The following is a 21638-nucleotide window of genomic DNA, read 5'->3' as shown; positions in this document are numbered from 1 at the left end:
GATCAATAGCAGCTGCTATTATAATAAAAAAAGCCCAATTCATAGAATTGGGCTTTAAATCAGTTTAAACTGAAGACTGATTAAAGTATTAAGCTAATACTTTAGATACCTCTTCAGCTGCTTCTTTAAGAAGTACAGCAGAAATTACATTTAGACCTGAGTTGTCAATAATTTCTTTTGCTTCAGCAGCATTAGTTCCTTGTAAACGCACAATGATAGGTACGTTCTGAACTTTTTCAGCAATTTCTGGATCTTTAACAGCTTCGATTACACCATTTGCAACACGGTCGCAACGTACAATTCCACCAAAGATGTTAATTAAGATCGCTTTTACGTTAGGGTCATCAAGGATGATACGGAAACCATTTTTTACCGTCTCAACGTTAGCTCCACCACCAACATCTAAGAAGTTAGCAGGCTCACCACCTGATAGCTTAATGATATCCATAGTTGCCATCGCAAGTCCTGCACCGTTTACCATACAACCAACGTTACCGTCTAGTTTGATATAGTTTAGGTCGTACTTAGAAGCTTCAAGTTCAAATGGATCTTCTTCAGCTTCATCTTTTAATTCAGCGATATCGGCGTGACGATATAGTGCGTTGCCGTCAAAAGTTACTTTCGCATCAAGAGCAAAGATTTCGTCATCTGGAGTCACAATCAATGGATTGATTTCAAACATGTCAGAATCAGTTTCTTCGTATGCTTTGTAAAGCGCCATGATGAACTTGATGCACTTTTTCAAAGCAGCGCCTTCAAGACCTAAAGAGAATGCAATACGGCGAGCTTGGTTCACTTGAAGCGTCATGCCCGGCTCAACCCATTCCTTAATAATTTTCTCAGGAGTTTCTTCAGCAACCTTCTCAATCTCAACTCCACCTTCAGTAGATGCCATGATTACGTTCTTGCTAACAGCACGGTCTAACAAGATGCCTAAGTAGAATTCCTGCTTGATGTCAACACCATCAGTTACATACAATCTCTGAACTAGCTGTCCTTCTTCGCCAGTCTGGATGGTTACAAGTACATCGCCAAGTAGTGATTCTGCAGCTTCGCGTACTTCTTCAATAGTTTTGCAAAGAATAACACCTTTAGCATTGTTCTTTTTGGTGCGACCCTTACCACGGCCCCCTGCATGAATCTGAGCTTTTACAACAAAAAGAGTAGCTCCTTCTTCTTTCATTTTCTTAGCCGCATCAACAGCTTCTTCAACAGAAGTAGCTGCGATACCCGCTGGTACTGCTACTCCATATTGTTTTAAAATTTCTTTGGCTTGATACTCGTGGATTTTCATGGATCGATGATCTTTTAAATGTTCGTAAAAAAGCGAATTTTTCGGGTTGCAATAATACTGAGATTACACGCTAAAGGAAAGGCAACAGCGCATACCAATACTTGTTTTCACAAAACAATGTGTTTTTAACGCATCTATTGATAGTTTGAGAAGCCTAGATATATTCAAAAGAGGCTTAGAATTCACATTTTTTAAATAAAACGGGGAGCCAATCAGGATTTAAATGGAAGAGTTGAAACAAGAACGGTTAGAAAGAGAGAAAGAATTTCACAATAATGTGTTTATATCTGGTGCGCGCGCAGTTACCGATAAATACTATAAGTCGGTAACAGAAAGCAAAGAGTTCTATCATAAAAAATATTGGAGAATGTTAGCAATAAGACGGTTCTTGAATACGGTTGTGGTCCCGGAAGTTTAGCATTCACTCTTGCGGAGCAAGGCGTAAAGGTATACGGAATTGACATCTCTGATGTAGCCATTAATCTTGGTATGAAAGAAGCCGATGAGCGAGGTCTTGCAATTAACTTTAGTGTGATGAATGCTGAAAGCCTAGACTTCGAAGACAATACACTTGATGTGATATGTGGAACAGGAATCTTGCATCATTTAGATTTAGAAAAAGCATATAGTGAATTAAAAAGAGTATTAAAGCCAGGCGCAAGAGCAATATTTTTTGAACCTTTAGGCCATAATATTTTTATAAACGTGTATAGAGATATGACACCTAGTATGCGCACTGAAGATGAACATCCATTATTGATGAAGGATATAGAGTGCGCTCATGCATTTTTTAAAAAAACCGAGGTTAATTATTTCAATTTAACTTCAACATTGAGTTCATTTATACCCACATTGGATAATGTTTTAACGAAAGTAGACAAGGTCATATTCACATGGATGCCCTTTCTGAGAAAATACTCATGGATTGTAGTCATAGAGTTTTCGGATCCTAAATGAAGTTTTCATCTAAAAGCGTATATTTGAACAATTTTGAAAAAAGGAAAGCTATTGAATAGAACGCAGATAATGACCGAGGAAGAATTAAATCGCACGTACCTGCGATTTGCTCACCAATTCCTCGAGGCGTACGAAGACCCCACTAGAGTTGCTATTATTGGAATGCAGACTCGTGGCGTACACATTGGCAAAAGAATTGTAGCTGAAATTAAAGCTCAGCTGGGTTACGATATCGATTTCGGGGTATTAGATGTTACCTTCTACCGAGATGATTTTAGAAGTAAGCTTAAAATGCCGGAGGTTCAAGTAACTGAGATTCCTTTCGATTTATACGATCGTGATGTGGTACTTGTAGATGACGTGCTGTACACAGGCCGAACAGTTCGCTCTGCCATGGATGCTTTAATGGCTTATGGGCGCCCAAGAAAAATTCAGTTTTGCTGTATGGTTGATCGAGGACATAGAGAACTCCCAATATCAGCTGACTACACAGGGCTATACGTTCCTACTCATGAACAAGAAGAAATTAGGGTTAAAGTGAAAGATTTAGATGGTGAAGACGCAGTGTATCTTGTAAATATGGAGGGTGAAAAAGAATGAGTATAGACTTAGAGTCATACGATTTTAAACAAAAACACTTGCTTGGTTTAGCAGATTACTCACCAGAAGATATTTTGTATGTACTGGAACAGGCGAAATACTTTCGTGAAATCTTAGATCGCCCCGTTCCCAAAGTTCCTACACTGCGCGATAAAACTATTGTGAATCTCTTTTACGAGAATAGTACTAGGACTCGACTATCATTTGAGCTTGCACAAAAAAGAATGGGGGCAGATGTAGTTAACTTTTCAGCAAGTAACTCATCCACCAAAAAAGGGGAATCTCTCAAAGACACCATTCAGAACATCAGCTCGATGAAAATTGATATGGTAGTAGTTCGGCATGAAAGCCCTGGAGTGCCTCACTTCTTAACACAATGTGTGGATGCAGCTATACTAAATGCTGGCGATGGTGCTCATGAGCATCCAACCCAAGCGTTATTGGATATGTTCACCATGCAACAGCTCCACCCTGATTTGAAAGGGAAGAAAGTAGCCATTATCGGTGATATTGCTCACAGCCGTGTTGTTCGTTCAAACATCATTGGCTTAACAAAGCTAGGAGCTGAAGTTGTAATTTGTGGGCCTAAAACACTGATGCCTGTATTTGTTACAGATCTTGGGGTAACGGTTTCTCATAATTTGGAAGAGACCCTAGCTTGGTGTGATGTGGCTATGGCATTAAGGATTCAACTTGAGCGCCAAGGAAGGTCCACCGAGTTATTCCCATCACTGCGAGAATATCACGATCGTTTTGGGATTAAAATGGAACACCTAGAAAAGTACCCTGACTTCCACATTATGCACCCTGGCCCGATTAACCGAGGGGTTGAAATGGAAAGTGAAGTTGCAGATAGCGACCGCGCTGTTATCCTGAATCAGGTAACAAACGGGGTAGCAGTAAGAATGGCTGTTTTATACTTACTTAGTGGTGGAAATAGAGTTTAGGAACTATTCCTAAAGCATTATGAAACCCCAAATCCTTTTTATTTCTCCAAGATTTCCATTCCCTACTCTCAAAGGGGATCAGCTGGTGATATACCACCGGCTAAAATCGTTGAGTAAAAAGTATGATATCACGCTCTTAACATTTTACAGGCACCCAAAGCAGCTCGATGATCTTGAGGAATTAGGCAAATATTGTCATTCAATTCATCCCATTAAGTTGAGCAATGGCTTAATCTTAAAAAACTTATTTAAGGCACTGTTTGGGAGAAAGCCCTATCAAGTTCAATTTTTCCAGTCTAAATCTTTTGCAGGTACATTATCTGCATTGATCAAAGAGCATTCATTTCAGTTGATACATTGCTTCACACTTCGTTTGTATCCATATACTCAGAAGCATGAACTTCCAGTGGTGCTCGAGTTGATCGATTCCATGGTTCTAAATCTCAAAAGTTTAGTTAAAATCGTTTCGCCACTTCGGAGCTTCGTATTTAAGCAAGAGCTGAATCGCATGATGAGTTATGAACCGATGATTGCTAAAGAATCAGAGGCAGTAATTGTTGTCTCAGAATTCGACAAAAAAGAAATTGGTGAAGCGAATATCAAAGTGATTCCAAATGGAGTGGACACTAAGAAGTTTTATACATTAAATAAGTCGCCTGAAACGAAAGCACCTACAATTATCTTTACGGGAAATATGAAATATGCTCCCAATGTGGAAGCAGTTAAATGGTTCGCCAATAAGTGTTTCCCGAGTATATTAAGTGAAATCCCTGAAGCAAAATTTAGAATTGTAGGAGTTAATCCAGCTCCTGAAGTGCTCGCTTTAGAAAAAATAGAGCATGTTGAAGTAGTTGGTTTTGTAGAGGATTTAGCCTTAGAAATCAATGAGGCGAAAGTAGCTGTTGCCCCAATGCAAAGCGGTTCTGGAATTCAGAATAAAATCTTAGAAGCCATGGCTTGTAAAACACCTGTGGTGACCACCAAGAAGGGGTGCGAAGGCTTAATGGCAAAGTCGGGTGAAGCCATAGTGGTAGCTAATAAGGCAAACGAATTTGCTAAAGATGTAATTAGTTTATTAACGGATACAAAGCTAAACGAAGAAATTGGCGAGGGTGGTCATCAATATGTGCAGGAGCATCATAGTTGGGATAACGGGGCAAAGGAAGTTGATAAATTATATCAAGAGTTAAGTAATAGAGCTTAGCAAGCAGATGAATTAATGTGCTAACACTGCATTCAGAATGATTTAAAAGTGAGCAATACTGATAACTATATAAAGAATGATGACCTAGCTAAAAACACAGGATTTAGCCTAGCTTCAAGAGTGCTACCTATTTTAGTAGCAATCATTTCTATTCCGGTTATCATAAAATATATCGGAGCGGAAGGCTTCGGAATTTTAACCATCTGCTGGTTAGTGATAGGATACTTTTCATTATTTGATTTGGGTCTTTCGCGCGCAATAGTAAATCAACTATCTATAGATTTAAGAGAAAATGACGGGGCTAATAATCCTAAGATCTTAGCTACATTATCGCTATTGCTCTTTCTGTTGGGAGTTTTACTAGGGATAATTCTTTGGTTCAGTTCACCCCACCTCGTGCATCTTTTACTTGAAGAAGCACCAGAGCTCTCTGGCGATACCTTATTTGCATTTAAGATCGTAGCAATAGGTTTACCTGTTACTTTGTTCTCAAGTGGATTGAGAGGAGGATTTGAAGCAGCTCAAGATTTTAAGCGCATAGCATTTGCTGACACCTTGAGCGGAGTAGGTATTTATGGTGGGATGGCTGTATTAGCATATTTCGGTCAACCTATTCCAATGTTAATCGGCTATCTAGTTTTCGTTCGATTCGGTATAGCACTCTATTTCTATGCCTATAGTAAAGTCCAATTTGTTGGTGCGGATATCTCCATAGTTGAAAGTATTCGATACATATCGAAAGCTATAAATTTTGGGAAGTGGATTGCCGTTTCAAATATTATAAATCCTTTAATGGGTCAGATTGACCGCTATTTTATTGGGGTGTTGATTTCGATGTCGGCCGTTGCCTATTACTCGGCTCCTTTAGATATGATGGTGAAAATAAACCTCATTCCCGCTTCTTTTACAGCGGTGCTTTTCCCAACCTTTTCCTACTTCAATAAAAGAAGCGAACAATCCGATTCTATTTTTAAAGGATCATCCGAGTTAATCTCATTACTAAGCCTTTCTATAGTACTAACAATCATTCTGTTTGGGGGGCAAATTCTATCTATATGGATTAACCCTGAGTTCGCTCAAGAAAGTATATTGCCCCTACAAATATTAGCAGTTGCCGCCTTTTTTACTAGCATTTCACAAATACCAAGTACCTATCTACAAAGTATAGGTCGGCCAGATATTACCGCGAAACTGCACCTACTTGAGTTCACTTTGTATTTACCACTGCTCATTGTTTTAACCATACAATTCGGAATTGTTGGAGCTGCAGGGAGTAGACTAATTCGAATTTTAGCCGATTATATCTTCCTGACTAAATACTCAAATCGATACCACGGAATAGAACAGAATTACTCTCAATTGATTGTAAGTGCAACAATGCTTGTGTTCATTTTTATGTTGAGTAACTTCGACATAGACGTGATTCTTAAATCGCTGATAGGAGGCTTTTCTATATTGGTGGTAAGTGTTTACGGAATCAAATATTGGATCGACCCTCGAATCATCCAATTCATTCGAGATAAACTGACTAAAGTAAAGTTATGAGACTCCATGTAATTTATAGGTTAGCTCCAGGTGATGGGAAAAAAGCCTATAGACCTCCATACTTTAGCAAAGAAAATTGCCTGAAATCATTTCAGGTTGCCTATACCCAGTTAGATGACTCTTTTAAAGGAGATCTAGTCTACCTATTAGATGGGGAATTACCAGATCATTTTGCCACAATGTTTAAAAAGAATGATCATAAAATAGTGCAGTTGGGAGGGAAAGGGAATAGTGAGTCTTTAAGCTATGCTCATAAATTAGCATTGGAGAATTCTTGGAGTGAAACAGATGTCATTTATTTTGCCGAAGATGACTATCTGTATATGCCCGAATCATTTACAGAGTTGGTAGCAGCATTTGGTGCATTCGAAAGCGATTATATCACCCTTTACGATCACCCCGATCGGTATACCAGAGTGGATGATGACCCTATACCAAATCGTTTAGATGGGTATAATGAAAATAGATTTTGGCGGTCGGTTGAAAGTACATGCCAAACATTTGGCGTTCGGAAGTCGGTACTTAAAAAAGATAAATGGATTCACAAACTAGCACGAGTAGGTAATTATCCTAAAGGCCGTGAGATGTTTAGAGCTATTCAAGGGATAGGAAAGTATTCCCTTAAATACCCCAAGCGAAGCTTAATTGGACCTGTACCCACATTGTGTACACACATGGAAATGCAGTTTCTTGCCTATGGGGTAGATTGGGCTAAGGTATCGGAAGAAACCGAATCGGCGTGGCTTGAATTGACTTAATTTGCTTTTAGCGATTTTGTAAGCTCTACCAGTTTCTCCATTTGATGCTCCCAACGATGGTGTTGTTCAATGAATGCACGGCCATTGGTTGCCAACTGAACTCTGGTATGCTCGTCATTCACAATTTTAGAGATCGCTTGTAAGATTTCCTCAGGAGTGTTGGCTAGTACATATTCCTTACCATCAGTGATACTAATGCCTTCGGCGCCATACTTAGTTGTTATAACTGGGAGCCCACTGGCTAAGCATTCTAATACTTTAATCTTCATGCCTGAACCAGAAATTAGCGGGATAACTGTAAGCAGACTTTGTTGTCTGAATTGTTCAATATCCTCTACAAAGCCATGATAACGTACCTGTTCAGTTGACATGTTATCTAATATGGAGGTATCTAATTCCCCACCAACGATGTCTAATTTTAAGTCTGGAAATTGTTGATGAATCAATGGGTATACCTGATCGAAAAACCATTTTAATCCATCTTGGTTCGGGGCCCAACTCCACGTCCCAGATAATAGAATGTTGAAATGTTTTTCAGGCATTTGAGACAATGGGGGTAAGCTAGCTCCGGCTTCAACTACCGTATAGGTGATGTTAGGATGTAATTGACGAAAATGCTCACCGTCTTTAGCTGAAATCACTGAAACTGCATCAGCTTTTGTAAGTGCTGACTGCTCAAAGTTTTTCATCAAACTCGCTTGCCAAGTATAAATAGCTTTTTTCAGCGGATTAGAAATCAACTTAGCATTCCGCTCAAGTAACAGGTGCTCCACATTTACCTGCCGAAGAATTAAAGGGGTGTTCTTGAATTTGGAACGAAGTAATTCTTCAAAATGAAAACACTGTAGTCCTTCGATCAAAATGGCATCAAATGATTGATCAGGGATAGTATTTAGTATCTCTTCCATAATAGGAATATTCATTCTATCAGAAATTGGAATAGGGAGCTGTTCCTTCAATGAATGAACTAGTGAACGAAATCCATACGGCTTAAAATGCCCTGGTGCAGAGTATACTTTGGTAAATTCACTGAGCATAGTCTCATCTTGTTGATGCATCTCAGACTCAAAACAGGCTATAGATACAGTATGACCTAGATCAGCTAATGTTTTGGCCGATTGGTACATATAAATAGCTCCGCCATCATTTGGAGGGGCAGGAAGCCGAGAACAAATCATCAAAAAATTAAGTGCATCACTCATATTCAAATAGATACCATTTTAATAAGGTTGAATACTGAGCACACTTTAGTTCTTCTTTTTTAAACTTCTTGATAAACCACCGCCATGCATAAGAGATGATGCCACTAACTCGGTTCAGAAATACGAATTCTGCGTAATACCTTTTTATGAATGTTAACTGCGAGCGATGTTTATGCAATTCCATTTCTAAAAAATAAGGACTGGTAGAAGTGCCTTGTTTGTGAATAATCGAACATTCTTTTAAAAAGTAAAATGGGATGCCTGATTTCCGGGCTTTTTCAGCTAAATCGTTTTCTTCCCAATACATAAAAAAGTCATCACTCATACCACCAAGTTGTTGATAGATCGCTTTTCTGCAAAAAATGGCCGAACCGTTTAACACATCTACTTTTTGAGATGCATCGGGTGAATAAGGGATGAATTTTGGTGGACTAAAAAACCGATCGAAAAATGGAATTACCCAGCTTAAAAAGAAGCCAAGACTAAAGTGAGATTTTACAGTTGGCGATACATTCGAATCTTCATCAAGTGTTAAGGGCCCAACAACGCTATTGGGGTGTGTTTCAGTAAAAGCATGAAGTTTCCGGAGTGCATCTTCATTAAATCTAGTATCAGGATTCAATAAAAACACATGTGATCCTTTAGCAAACTCAACACCGTCATTACAAGCTTTAGCGAATCCAACATTATCGCTTTGTTGAACGCATTTACTATCAGAATGAATATCTAACAGTTGTGCTTCAAAAGAAGGGTCCAGAGGCGAATTAGAAACTACTATATACTCGAAGTTGGTATCTGTAGTATGAACCACAATAGACTGTAGTGAAGCTAAAATTTCAGCTTCAGAAAAATAATTGACCGTTATGATACTGATTAAATCTTTCAAGAGGGCTTCTGAGTATTCTTGAATGTAATAGAATATGCAGCAGCAATTGTGGTAATCAACACCCCATCAAAAGAAAGCGTTTGAGGACTGGTGATATTTACTAAAACCATTCCGCATAGGGCAGCAATGAAGGTGATTGGAATAATTGCGTTAGTAGTCTGAATCGCTTTAGCTTTTAATCCTTGTACATAATTACGAATTGTAAGAGCCCAAGTGGAAATGAAAAATAGGAGACCTAATAATCCAAGTTTATACCACACGGCTAAATACCCATTGTGAACATAGCTGTAGGAAGTAGTAAAACCTTCCATCAAAAAACGCCGGGGATAAGTGACTCCAAAGCCATAGCCCACTATCGGATTTGCACTTATGAGCTCCCAAACTTTCTTGGTTTCTAATACCCTCTCTCGTAGTGAAATATCTAATTGGGTGGACGTGATGGAGCTGAAGCGTTCAATAAGTGAATTGACGACAATCTCTAACAAATCGCTAAAAAAGAGATTCAGAAGTAAAACTCCAGTAATTAGTGAGGTGCCGCCAATAAGTAAAATCTGACGCTTTTGTGATTTATTCACTAAAAGGAAAATGATGCCCAAACCAAAGAGTGTGGCAATCCAATAGCCTCGGCTTTGAGTTAAAATTAAACCCATCAAAGAAATACAAAAGGCTAAAAAGGAAAGAGCCTTCATCGAAAGTTTTGAGTAAGAAATTGTTGAGGTGAAAAATAGTAACACACCAATCATGATGATGAGCTCATTCAACGCAACACGGGCATTTTCGGCCTGCCAAGGCATAAAAGCCTGAATGATTATTTGGCGATAATCAATGAAATTTCGAATCAATACAAACCCGATGGTAAGAAGCAGTAAGCCAGCCATTAACTTTTGAAAAGAGGCTTTGTTCAATAATTCTCTAAGGGGGAAATAAATAAGAACTCCTGAATAAAAAGTAATTTCACCAACGGCTGTATAGGTGTTAGCTCCATTTATCATTCCTAATATGATTGCAAAAGGTAAAAGCAAATGGAGCACTAAAAAGAGAGTGTCTTGGAAGGTATGAAGTGGAAGATTTCCAGTAATGAATTTAAAAGCTACGAATGCCGCTAAAAGGCTACTTAATACGAGAAATGGAATTTCAATAGGCTCGATTCCGGCGCTATTTTCTAGGAATAGTATGCAGCTAAGTAAATAGGCAAGCACGAACATCTGTTTCTTGGAAGCAGAAAGCCCAAAAACCATTATGGCTGTTGAAATAGCTAGGATTATTAGCCAACTAATCACTCCAAAATAAATCAGGCTCACCCCTAGTAAGCCACTGATTAAAATAGCAGCAGTTACGAGGTTTGATCGTTGAATATGTGGTTGGATAGCAAGCATCTACTTAAAGATGGTGTCGAAATAGGCCTCATTTTTTGTGTAGGTATATCGAGTGATGTAATACAGGCATAGTAGTATAAATGCAGAGATAGCACCCAAAACGACGATGATAGATCGACGTGGTTCGGCTTTTCTCTTGGGCACCTGTGGGGCATCAATAACCGTTACAATGGGCAATGCTTTTGCTTCTTCCATCTTGGCCTGTTCGTAAAGAGGTAACAGGAATTTCTGAATCTCAGCCTGAATTTCGATTTCAAACATAAGTCGGTAATAGTCGGATCCCACCGATGCAATATTGTCAAAGTTCAGCAATAAATTCCTTGGGTCCGTATCTCGATATAATTCATCTAGCTTCTCAGATAAGATATTATACTCAGCTAGTTTACTCTGATATACTTCACTTTCTTTATTAACAGAAGTAGAAAGTAATTTAAGTTCTAGTTCTTTTTGAATCTGCTGGGTGGTTACACTTCCAATAATGGTAAAGTATTCCTGAACTTGTTCAGGTAGCTCAAATACGCCGTACTCCTTTTGGAATGCAATGAATTCGCTTTGAAGGCTATCATTTTTTATTTCAAAGGTGGCATATCGTTGCTCCAAAAACTCACGATATTGACGGGCATCAGATGCTACAATACTTGTATTTAAATCGTTTAAGATCTCCACATAATAGTCCGCCATCTGTTTGGCACGCGTAGGGTCCTCGTCTAAAACTGCGATTACAAAGTTACCTTCTTCTCGATTTTCAAACGTGCTATGTTCTTTTAGTTCCTCAATCGCGTCAGAGATAGGGTCATCCGATTCATCGACCTCATACACGGTAGTTAAGTCGAATTTCCGAACTACTCGTTCAAGGGTACTGTAGCTGTTTAAAAGTACGAGGTATCGATCCGATTCATCATTTCCTTGACCGAGTACGTTACTCGCAATACTAGAAAGCCCTCCTGATTCTGAAAATAAATCTAACCCTAAAGACGGTCTCTGAGAAGGCAGTAAGTTGGCACTCGACTTATACTTATTTGGAAGGAGCAATGAAATTCCCGCAATAATTACAGCAATTACAAAAGTGGTAATTAAAAGGCTTTTCAGGTTTTTAAACAACAGCCTAAGAATCTCAGAAACAGTGGGGGCAGAATATGTACTCATTATCTTTTTATGACATCAAGGGCTATCAGCGTAGTGATAATACCCGTTACTGTTGTAATACCTGTCATGATCAATTGAGTTCTTTGGTTTCTCAATTGAGCTTTCTGGATTTCGTAAGTCCTTTTCGCATTTAAATCTTCAACAGGAACTCGATCTACAAAAATTCTATCGCCAGATGAAAGGGTGGTTTCTTCAGGTTTATACCAAGTTGCTGTACCAGCCTTTATTATAAACACACGTTCTTTATCAGCGGAAAGAGCAAAACCACCTGCCCGTTGGATGTAATCAAATATGCTGCTGTTTGAGTTGATAAAGGGGAAGTAACCAGGATTGTTAACCTGCCCAAATACAAAAACGGTTTGTTCATCACGTGGGATGTATAAGCGATCTCCATCAAACAATTTAAACAGAGCTAGTTCATCACGATTGGTTAAGTCGATGGAAACCCTATTGCGACTTAGCTTAGTTTCTAAGTCAAGATAGTCTAACCCTTGAGCTACTTGATTAGAAGTTCGCTTCATTAATTCGGCGTTAAACTTATTAGGAATCTCATTATCCAAGCCTGTCCCTCGATATAGATATGCCGCATTTGGGAGTGCTTGTTGAGTTATGCCACCACTTAAATCCAGTAATTCAAGCACGGTGGTTTCGCCATTATTGATGGGGTATTGCCCAGGTACTTCCACTTCACCTTCGATGGTAGCAGCAGCGGTGAGTTGGGCATTTTTTGATTCTGGAACGATGATACGATCATTCGCTTGTAGTTGAAATGAATCCCAATTCTCGAAAGGGACTACGATTTTTTCGAATCCTGAATTAGAAGCTCTGAATACAAACAGTTCATTGGATGAAGCTCTCTCAGTTAACCCACCACTTATTTCAAGTAAAATGCTTGGGGTATCACCAGATTTAAATTCAATGTCATAATTCGTTGAAACGGCACCTGAGATACTAATTTTAGGTGTGTTTCGATCAATCTGCTTCAGATGTATTTGATCACCATTTCTTAGAATGGGGTTGTTATCTAGATTGCCCCCTAAGAAATAATGGACAAGGTCGGCGCTAGTTTGTGAGCCATCTGCATGCTCAATAGTAATGTTTCGGTAACTATATTCTCTTTTTCCCAATAGCTGGCTGGTATAAGTTGGGAAGTAAATAGAGGATGCGGAACGTGCAGTTTGAACTTCTATTACCGACTGCAAAATTGCCAAGTCTAATCTAGACTGAGCAGGTAATACATACTTGCCAGGAAATGGGATGCTTCCAGTTATGAATACATTTATTGCTTTAGGAACTTCTAGAGAAATATTAACCGTGGGATTTTTATAAACGGTTGAGGCTGTTTGCTTTAAAATTTCTTCGGCTTCAGCTATAGTTTTGCCATCGAATTTAACGGCGCCAATTGCAGGTATGATAATCTCACCCGAGCTATTAATAAGTAAGCTTCGAAGTACAATATTCTGCGTAGCTTTTATTTCAACAGTAAGTAAATCATTAGCCCCTAGTTGGTAGGTAGCTTCATCTATACTGCCTTCATATGGCAAGCCTTCAATGGCTAACTGTAAGCCTGAGGCATCTTGAAAATAAAAGCCTCCTAGATCGGAGGAATAAGAAAGGTTAAACCCTCTATTCGAAGATGAGTTATCCTTTTGTTGAGCGCTAACATTCAGCCCAATTACACTAAACAATACAATGAAAAATGCTCTCTTCAATTTATCCATACATGGAGTTTAAGTGATTACCGTGTCTTATACCTCGCCATGACAATCCCTGTGATTACAAAAAGTGACCCAATATATTGAAATGGAGTGAGTTGTTCATCCAAAATAAGAACCCCGAACAGTAAACCAAGTACAGGCACTAAGTTTTGATAAGCGGCCGTTCTTACAGCCCCGATTTTTGAGATGCCATTATTCCAAATTAAGTAGGCTAAACCTACAGAGAATAAGCCCGAGTACACAATTCCACCATATGCCGGAACGGATACTGCCGACCAATCCATTTTAAATAAGAATGGGGTTCCAATAGTAAATAAACAGATAAAGCCGATTAACGACATGAATCCTGAAAATTGAGTGGAATTGTAGTGCTTTAAATACTTCTTACTTAGAATAGTATAGATGGCCCATACAACAGCAGATAAAATGGTAATGATGTCGCCAATGAAAGTATCTGACTCAAAGGAAATAGGATTTTTACCTCCAGTGATTATAAAGGCCACGCCGCCAAAGGCAAATAATATCCCCACAGTTTTGAGCACCGTGAGCTTCTCATCGGTAAAGAAATGAGAAAAAATAGCTACCCAAATTGGGATAGTACCTAACATTACAGCCGCATTAGCGGCTAAAGTTAAGTTGATACCAATAATGAATAACACCTGGTACACAAGATTACCTATGAGCCCAATTCCTACCATTGGCCAAAAGTGTACTTTACTAACTTTTATAGAAACACCCTTTTTATAAGCAGCTGCACAAAGCAACCCGCTAGCAAAAATGAATCGAATGGCGTTAAAGCTATAGGGGTCTATTTCTGAAAGCGAGACTTTAACAACGCTAAAATTAAGTGCCCATATAATAGCAACTACAACAAGGGTAATATCGGTGAAGTATTTTCTTATCAATCTGTAGAATTATTTAGGCAGAAAATACAATTATTGAACTCCCGAATTCTCTCTAGATAATATTTTTTTCTTAACAATAAATAATAGGAACTCTTTTGGAATAACCTTAGTTTTGTGACCTAAATTCAAAAAATGACTTAGAGTCAATTATGGGCGTAACAGAACGGAAAGAAAGAGAAAAAGAATTAAAGCGAGCCTCCATGCTTGAGGCCGCAGAGGCATTGATCCTAGAAAAAGGCCTTGATAGCCTCAATATGGATGAAGTAGCCGACAAAGCTGAAGTGAGTAAAGGTTCTCTTTACCAATACTTCAATAATAAAAACGATCTAGTGCTCGGGGTTTGTAATAAAGCTACCTCACTACTAAGTGAAGAAATTCAAAAAGTATTAACTCAAGATCTGCCCGGGCTAGAATTAGTGCGTGCTATTGGGGTTACTTTTATGAGCTTTGTAACCGATCATCCTGAATACTTTAGGGCTATGAGGTTCCATGACGACCTCAAGGAATCGAATATTAGTGACGAAAGTCAATTTATGGACTCTTGCAATGACAACATGAAGGCTGGATTTACTTGTATGGTTCGTGCCATCCAAATAGGGATGCAGGATGGAAGTATCAATCCAAGCTACGACGCTAAAGAATTGGCCATTATACTTTGGGCCACATCTTATGGAATGGTAAAGCTAGCGTATCAGCATTATAATGTTGACAATTTTACGAAGCTGGAAGTACTGGAAGTTGACCCTAGAAACGTGTTTGAGGGATATATGAAAGTAATTGGTTGTGGAATAGCAACCGAGACAGAACAATCAAAGTATGACTCAAAGTCATTTTTTGAAACAAATGAGGGTGGTTGATCGTAATTCGCCACGTTTTTCAACAGCAATATATAAATGAAGATTCAACCAGAAATGGGTAACAAATTTAGCTTATTAGCGATCCTATTTGTTTTGATGCTGAGTACCGCTCAAGCACAAACAGGTAATCAAGAAAGAACGCTAACATTAGAGCAAGCCATTGAGTTGGCTTTGGCCAATAATCCACAAGTAAATAGGGCGATACTAGCCGTTGAAGATGCAGATCAACTTGTGAAAATTGCGAATGGAGAAGTTTATCCGGATATCGTTTCCTCGATAAACTACACGCGTAACATTGAAATACCCGTGCAGTTTGTGCCCGGTGAGTTTTTCGGTGGAGCTCCAGGTACACTGGTGCCAATATCTTTTGGTACTGATAATAACTGGCAAGGTGGTTTTACAGTATCTCAAAACATTTTTAAAGGCGAGGCACTTGTAGCACTTAAAAGTTCGGCTGTTTTTAAAGAGGTTCAAAAAGAGAATCTTAGAGCAACCAGCCAGCAAATAATTACTCAAACCCGAATCGCTTATTATGGAGTGCTTGCAGCAAAAGAACAGCTTCGCTTACAGAATGCTCAAATCAGACGGTTAGAAACTAGTTTGAGAGAAACCGAAGCTCGTGCTAAAGCGGGAATCGTGGATGACTACAGCGTGCTTAGAATTCAAGTTCAACTGAATAACCAAAAGCCTCAACAAATTGAAGCAGAATATGCAGTTGCGGAAGCATACAGAAATCTAAATATCGCTATCGGGTTGCCAATTAACTTCCCGGTTGAGGTTCAAGGCAGTTTAAGTGCCTATGATATATTATCTGATTCAGCCACTGATCCATCGAATGCTCATCTTAAAAAAGTGGATCGAATGAATGAGTACAACTACAGTAGCTCAGTAATAGATTCAGCGGGTTTAACGGAACTACGTGGTGATATCAGAATCATCGATGCAAACTTGAACCTGAAAGAGAAAGAAATTCTAGCTGTTAAAAGTAGATTCCTACCTACCATCACGGCAAGCTACAACTTACAGTGGTCGGCAGCAGAACCTGAAGAGCCTACCTTCTTCGAGAATGCTAGTCGTTTTCAAACTTTAGGAGTGAATGTGAGCCTTCCACTATTCCAAGGTTTCAAAAGAGTAGCGAACCTAGATCGTGCCAAAATTCAATACAAAGATATTGAAGAGCAAAAAAGAATGGCCATAATGAATGCTCAAAACGAAGTGGCTAGTGCCGGTGAAGAACTAAACAAAATTTATGAAACCGCTTCAGCACGAAAACAAGCACTAGAGCAAGCTCAGGAAGGCTATACACGTGCTAAGAAAAGATTAGAAAATGGGCTCGGCTCTCAACTAGAACTAACGGAAGCGGAAGTTCAGGTAAGGGAAGCAGAAGTAAACTATGCATTAATGGTCTTCAATTACTTATCTGCAAAAGCGAATTACGACCTATCCATAGGTAAAGTGCCATTCATTGATACTACCGACTAATACAAGAATATTTACAATTACATTAAAAACGATATGAGAACTCTAAAATTAAATCACATTCTGCTCTTATCTGTAGCCACTTTATTTGCGGCTTGCTCAGGGGATACATCACAAACGGATGCTCCAGAAGAAGTAGTAAAAACAGTTAACGTAAGTACGATCCCTATTGAGCCAACTGATTTCGCAAGCTACCTGCGTGTTGTAGGTACCGTTGAGACTTCAAACGATATCATGATTTCAGCTGAGGTTACAGGTAAACTGCTTTCATATTCGGTAAACGAAGGCGATAAAGTTCGAAAAGGCCAAGTAATTGCCCGTATTGATGATGCAAAATTGAAGCAAGAAAAGGCAAGGCTAGAAGCGGTAACTGCACAATCATTAGATAATTACGAACGCCTAAAACAAGTATACGAGCAAGAAGGTATTGGCTCAGAAATGGAATACTTGAATGCGAAGTACGCATATGAGCAAAACAATTCAGCACTACAATCATTAAAGGTTGATTTAGCGAATACTGAAATCAAAGCCCCATTCAACGGTTCTGTTGAGACCATTATGATTGAAGAAGGTGAAATTGCGAGTCCAGGAATGCCCGTGGTGCGCTTAATTGGTTCAGATAATTATATCATTTCAGCAGGTGTGCCTGCTCGTTATGCAAGCGCTGTTTCATTAGGTGATAAAGTGGAAGTCTGGTTCGATTCAATGATGGATGAACGACTAGAAGGTACCATCACTTATGTTGGAAATAGTATCAATGCTAGCAATAGAACATTTCGTATTGAGGTAAAATTACCAGGCAATAGAAATGACCTAAAAGTAGATATGATTGGCAATATGGTGCTTAAAACATTATCGCTTGATAACGTGATTGTTGTAAGCGAAGAGTTTGTGTATTCAAAAGACGACGGATACACCATGTATGTAATTGCAGAAAATGAAGAAGGGAAAACGATTGCGGAAGAACGCATCGTAGACCTTGGCCCATCATACAAAACAAATGTTGTTGTTGAAGGAGGCCTTCAGGCTGGCGAAAAACTAATTACTATCGGTTCTGCTTTCCTAAACGATGGTATGAGAGTGAGTGTAATCAACAAAGAAAATAACGCTGTAGCAGCGCAATAATCATTTTATTCGGAAATCAATATGAGTACCGATTTTAATACATCAAATGGGGCACACTCGCCCAATGAAAAATCTGCTGAAGGAAATAGAAAAGAATTCTGGCTTTCTTCGTTCTCCATCAATAACAGGATTAGTGTTCTAGTACTAATTACGCTAATTGCCGTACTGGGTGTAGTTTCATACCTCACGATTCCAAAAGAGTCGTTCCCAAGTATAACCGTTCCAAACGTATTCGTAGTTACCATATACCCTGGGGTTTCACCTGAGGATATGGAAAACTTAGTCACACGAAAATTGGAAGATGAGTTATCGGATATCTCGGATGTGAAAACGATGACATCTACCTCTTCGGAAGGCTATTCAAATATAAACCTAGAATTTGATACCAACGTCGACATTGAAGATGCACTTCAGAAAGTGCGTGAGAAAGTGGATCTGGCGAAGCCTGAACTCCCTGAAGATGCGGAAGACCCGGTAGTTCAAGAAATCAATTTCTCTGAATTCCCAATTATGCAGGTGAATATTTCAGGGAATTACGATCTCGACATCTTGAAGGATATAGCCGAAGATTTACAGGACAAAATAGAAGCCGTACCTTCAGTGCTTGGTGTAGACCTAACGGGTGGATTAGAGCGTGAAGTTCATATCGATGTTGATCTACCAAAATTGAAATACTACAACATCAGCTTTGGCGACATTATCCAAGCTATTGCGAGTGAAAATGTGACCATTCCAGGGGGTGATATCTCTGTTGGTACAAAGAAATTCTTACTACGTGTTCCTGGACAGTTTGAAGAAACAGCACCACTAGAAGATGTAGTTATAAAGGGCGATGATAGAAATCCAATCTACATTCGTGATGTAGCTGAAGTAACCTTCGGCTATAAAGAACGAGAAACCTATTCAACCTTAGATGGTTCACCTGTAATCACACTTGGGGTGAAAAAGCGTTCAGGTGAGAATATTCTGGAAACAGCTGAGCAAGTAAAAGTAATTCTAGAAGAAGAACTTCCTAAGTTGCCACCAACTACGAACTACAAGATTACGAACGACCAGAGTAAAGACGTAGTAAGTATGGTGTCGAACCTTGAAAACAATATCATTTCGGGTTTGATACTGGTAGTAGGTGTTCTACTGTTCTTTTTAGGGGTACGTAACTCTTCTTTTGTTGGGGTTTCCATCCCAATGTCTATGTTCCTTTCATTCATCATTTTAGGGGCATTAGGCATCACCATGAACATGGTTGTGCTGTTCTCCCTTATCCTTTCATTGGGGATGTTGGTGGATAACGCCATTGTAGTTGTAGAAAATATCTATCGATACCTAGAGGAAGGTTATGATAATTTTGAAGCAGCTAAGAAAGGAACCGGTGAAGTAGCAGTGCCGATTATAGCAGGTACGTTAACAACGGTAGCTGCATTTGCTCCGATGGTATTCTGGCCAGGTATTACGGGTGAGTTCATGAGTTACCTGCCTAAAACGCTTATTGTAACACTTACCAGTTCCTTGATTGTAGGGCTTATCATTAACCCAGTTATCTGTGCATTATTTATGCGTGTTGATACTGAATCGGGTAAAGCTGTTATGACTGAAAAGGGAAAAAGAATCATGGCAGGTGTGCTTGGTTTCTTCGCAATTCTATTCATCATCTCTAGCCCAATAACTTGGATTACGTTAATTATTCTTGCAACGCTATTCTGGTTACTCAACAAATTTGTGCTGGTACCTATTGGTGATTGGTGGCAAAGAGATGGCTTAAATAAAGTAATTGACAAATATGAAGGCGGCCTTGTTTGGGCGTTAAGGCATAAACTGGCGGTATTATTAATCGCTGCAGGTACTTTCGTATTAAGTGTATTCGTATTTATAGCTTTTAATCCTGGAACGGAATTCTTTCCTGAAAATATCCCACCTAGAGATGTGTACGTTCAAATCGAAGCTCCAGTGGGCTCAGATGTGGAATTCACCAAATCTCTAATTGATGATGCTAGAGCTCAAATTCCAGAGATTTTACCTCATTTTGAAGATGTGAACTCTGTACTTGCAACTTCAGGAGCAAGTATCACAAGTGATCCAGCTTCAAGTGGCGGAAGTAATTCCACACATATGGGTACCGTAGCCTTGAACTTCAAAGATTTCCAAGAGCGAAATGGCGGTGTATTCGAAGCGATGGAGCTGATGAGGAATCAACTGAGCAATACCATTGTAGGTGCCAAGGTAACCGTTGAAAAACCAGCCGACGGCCCTCCAACAGGGAAGCCTATCAACCTGGAAATATCAGGTCCAAATATGGATCAGTTGTCAAGAATTTCAGAAGATATACTTCAGATCTTAGAAGCAGATTCTATTTATGTAAAAATGGATGGTTTAGAGTCTGATTTACCTGAAGCTCGACCAGAAGTTAGAGTGGAAGTGGATCGTGAAAAAGCGGCACTATATAAACTTTCTACCAATGCAATTGGAATGACTATACGTCAAGCGATTAACGGGGTAGAAGCTTCAAAATTCAGAGACGGTAAAAACGAATACGACATCATGGTTCGCTTGAGTGATGAGTATAGAGATGATCTAAGTACACTCGCTGATCTAACCATATTTCACGAAGGCAATCAGATACCATTATCAGAAGTTGCAACATGGAGTGTTAGCGATGGTCTTGGAGGTATTCGCCATAAAGAATCAGAACGTGTAATCACGATCAGTGCCGATGTTCGTGCCGCGTATCAAGCTAATGCAGTACTTGAAGAAACCAAAGTTGTACTAGCTGAATACCTAGATCAAATGCCGGATGAGTACACGCACAGTTGGACTGGGCAGCAGCAAGAACAAGATGAGTCGTTCGAGTTTTTAGGAAATGCCTTCTTAATTGCGGTATTCTTAATCTCATTCATTCTTGTATCTCAATTTAATTCGATAGCTAAACCAATAATCATCTTAAGCTCAGTAATTATGAGTATTGCAGGTGTATTATATGGATTGGTGTTCTTCCAGATGGCCTTCGGATTAATGGCATTCCTCGGGGTCATATCCTTAGCGGGGGTTGTGGTAAACAACGCTATCGTTCTTATCGATTATGTTGACATCCTGCGCGAACGTGACGGAATGGAATTACGTGAAGCTCTTATCCAAGCAGGTAAGGTTCGTTTCCGCCCTGTGATTCTTACAGCGGTTACAACCACACTTGGTTTAGTGCCATTAGCAATTGGGTTTAATTTCGATTTCATCGTGCTAGTTAGTGAGCCTCTTGAGTTCTTCTCGAACATCGGTTCGTATGTGTATATGGGGGGTGAACAAGCCGCGTGGTGGGGCCCAATGGCCATCTCAGTAATTGTAGGACTTCTGTTCTCTACTGCACTTACCCTGATTCTAGTACCGGTACTATATAGTGTTATTGAGCGTGGACGTAGAAGCCTCAACAAAACTATTTTTGGCAAAGAAGAGCCAGGTATTATTAAAGACCAAAGTTCTTTAAATGGAAACGGTACTTCACACAAAGAATTAGAACCAGCCCATTAAGTAAGTAATTACTAGAAATTAAAAAGGCGTCTTCGGGCGCCTTTTTTGTTAGTCAGAAAGAATAAATGATGCATTAAAAAGGATAAATCTCTTATCTTGAAAAGGTTCTTTTAAATATTAAGT

General features: G+C 39.2%; 17 protein-coding genes. 10 read left to right on the top strand and 7 right to left on the bottom strand.

What is annotated here, in order from left to right; all coding sequences use genetic code 11:
• Positions 1-88: 88 nt before the first annotated feature.
• A complete protein-coding gene (sucC, locus tag B155_RS0106360; protein WP_018127416.1) occupies positions 89-1294 on the bottom strand; it encodes an ADP-forming succinate--CoA ligase subunit beta in 1206 nt (401 codons plus the stop codon).
• Positions 1295-1654: 360 nt separating this feature from the next.
• On the opposite strand from sucC, the gene B155_RS13050 reads away from it, so the two are divergent.
• The 6 genes from B155_RS13050 to B155_RS0106330 all read left to right on the top strand — a co-directional run bounded on the left by B155_RS13050 (position 1655) and on the right by B155_RS0106330 (position 7305).
• The gene (locus B155_RS13050; protein WP_018127415.1) at positions 1655-2251 is read left to right on the top strand and encodes a class I SAM-dependent methyltransferase; all 597 of its coding nucleotides are present in this window, start codon (positions 1655-1657) and stop codon (positions 2249-2251) included.
• 51 nt (positions 2252-2302) lie between these two features.
• Positions 2303-2851 (top strand): bifunctional pyr operon transcriptional regulator/uracil phosphoribosyltransferase PyrR, encoded by a 549-nt coding sequence (gene pyrR / locus B155_RS0106350; RefSeq protein ID WP_026167235.1) that lies wholly within the window; start codon positions 2303-2305, stop codon positions 2849-2851.
• Complete coding sequence (locus B155_RS0106345) at positions 2848-3798, top strand: aspartate carbamoyltransferase catalytic subunit (RefSeq protein WP_018127413.1); 951 nt, start codon at positions 2848-2850, stop codon at positions 3796-3798. The genes pyrR and B155_RS0106345 overlap by 4 nt, the downstream gene beginning before the upstream one ends.
• A 109-nt stretch (positions 3799-3907) precedes the next feature.
• Positions 3908-5002, top strand: coding sequence for a glycosyltransferase (locus tag B155_RS0106340; RefSeq protein ID WP_169331279.1), 1095 nt, complete (start codon positions 3908-3910; stop codon positions 5000-5002).
• Between the two features lie 48 nt (positions 5003-5050).
• A complete protein-coding gene (locus B155_RS0106335; RefSeq protein WP_018127411.1) occupies positions 5051-6547 on the top strand; it encodes a flippase in 1497 nt (498 codons plus the stop codon).
• Positions 6544-7305 (top strand): hypothetical protein, encoded by a 762-nt coding sequence (locus tag B155_RS0106330; RefSeq protein ID WP_018127410.1) that lies wholly within the window; start codon positions 6544-6546, stop codon positions 7303-7305. The genes B155_RS0106335 and B155_RS0106330 overlap by 4 nt, the downstream gene beginning before the upstream one ends.
• Here B155_RS0106330 and B155_RS0106325 read toward each other — a convergent pair.
• From B155_RS0106325 to B155_RS0106300, 6 genes are read right to left on the bottom strand one after another with little or no spacing between them, the layout of a single operon-like run.
• A complete protein-coding gene (locus B155_RS0106325) occupies positions 7302-8507 on the bottom strand; it encodes a glycosyltransferase family 4 protein (RefSeq protein ID WP_018127409.1) in 1206 nt (401 codons plus the stop codon). The two genes, B155_RS0106330 and B155_RS0106325, sit on opposite strands and share 4 nt — an antisense overlap.
• Positions 8500-9393 (bottom strand): glycosyltransferase family 2 protein, encoded by an 894-nt coding sequence (locus B155_RS0106320; RefSeq protein ID WP_018127408.1) that lies wholly within the window; start codon positions 9391-9393, stop codon positions 8500-8502. Before B155_RS0106320 ends, B155_RS0106325 begins: the two co-directional genes overlap by 8 nt.
• The gene (locus tag B155_RS0106315; protein WP_018127407.1) at positions 9390-10769 is read right to left on the bottom strand and encodes an O-antigen ligase family protein; all 1380 of its coding nucleotides are present in this window, start codon (positions 10767-10769) and stop codon (positions 9390-9392) included. The genes B155_RS0106320 and B155_RS0106315 overlap by 4 nt, the downstream gene beginning before the upstream one ends.
• The gene (locus tag B155_RS0106310; RefSeq protein WP_018127406.1) at positions 10770-11915 is read right to left on the bottom strand and encodes a GumC family protein; all 1146 of its coding nucleotides are present in this window, start codon (positions 11913-11915) and stop codon (positions 10770-10772) included.
• Positions 11915-13636: a polysaccharide biosynthesis/export family protein gene (locus tag B155_RS0106305; protein WP_018127405.1), complete on the bottom strand. Its 1722-nt coding sequence runs from the start codon at positions 13634-13636 to the stop codon at positions 11915-11917. Before B155_RS0106305 ends, B155_RS0106310 begins: the two co-directional genes overlap by 1 nt.
• 17 nt (positions 13637-13653) lie before the next feature.
• The gene (locus B155_RS0106300) at positions 13654-14538 is read right to left on the bottom strand and encodes a DMT family transporter (protein WP_018127404.1); all 885 of its coding nucleotides are present in this window, start codon (positions 14536-14538) and stop codon (positions 13654-13656) included.
• Between the two features lie 149 nt (positions 14539-14687).
• Between B155_RS0106300 and B155_RS0106295 the strand changes: the two genes are divergently transcribed.
• The 4 genes from B155_RS0106295 to B155_RS13045 are packed head-to-tail and all read left to right on the top strand — an operon-like array spanning position 14688 to position 21515.
• Positions 14688-15395 carry a TetR/AcrR family transcriptional regulator gene (locus tag B155_RS0106295; protein WP_018127403.1) on the top strand — a complete coding sequence of 236 codons (708 nt, stop codon included), beginning with the start codon at positions 14688-14690 and terminating at the stop codon, positions 15393-15395.
• Positions 15396-15431: 36 nt separating this feature from the next.
• Positions 15432-16877 (top strand): TolC family protein, encoded by a 1446-nt coding sequence (locus B155_RS0106290; protein ID WP_018127402.1) that lies wholly within the window; start codon positions 15432-15434, stop codon positions 16875-16877.
• A gap of 33 nt (positions 16878-16910) precedes the next feature.
• A complete protein-coding gene (locus B155_RS0106285) occupies positions 16911-17999 on the top strand; it encodes an efflux RND transporter periplasmic adaptor subunit (RefSeq protein WP_018127401.1) in 1089 nt (362 codons plus the stop codon).
• 21 nt (positions 18000-18020) lie between these two features.
• On the top strand, positions 18021-21515 hold the full coding sequence (locus B155_RS13045; protein ID WP_018127400.1) for an efflux RND transporter permease subunit: 3495 nt from the start codon (positions 18021-18023) through the stop codon (positions 21513-21515).
• Positions 21516-21638: the final 123 nt, after the last annotated feature.

Source organism: Balneola vulgaris DSM 17893 (assembly GCF_000375465.1).
GTDB classification, from domain to species: domain Bacteria; phylum Bacteroidota; class Rhodothermia; order Balneolales; family Balneolaceae; genus Balneola; species Balneola vulgaris.
The sequence above is the reverse complement of the archived record's forward strand: the minus strand, read 5'-3'. Positions and strand labels throughout refer to the sequence as shown.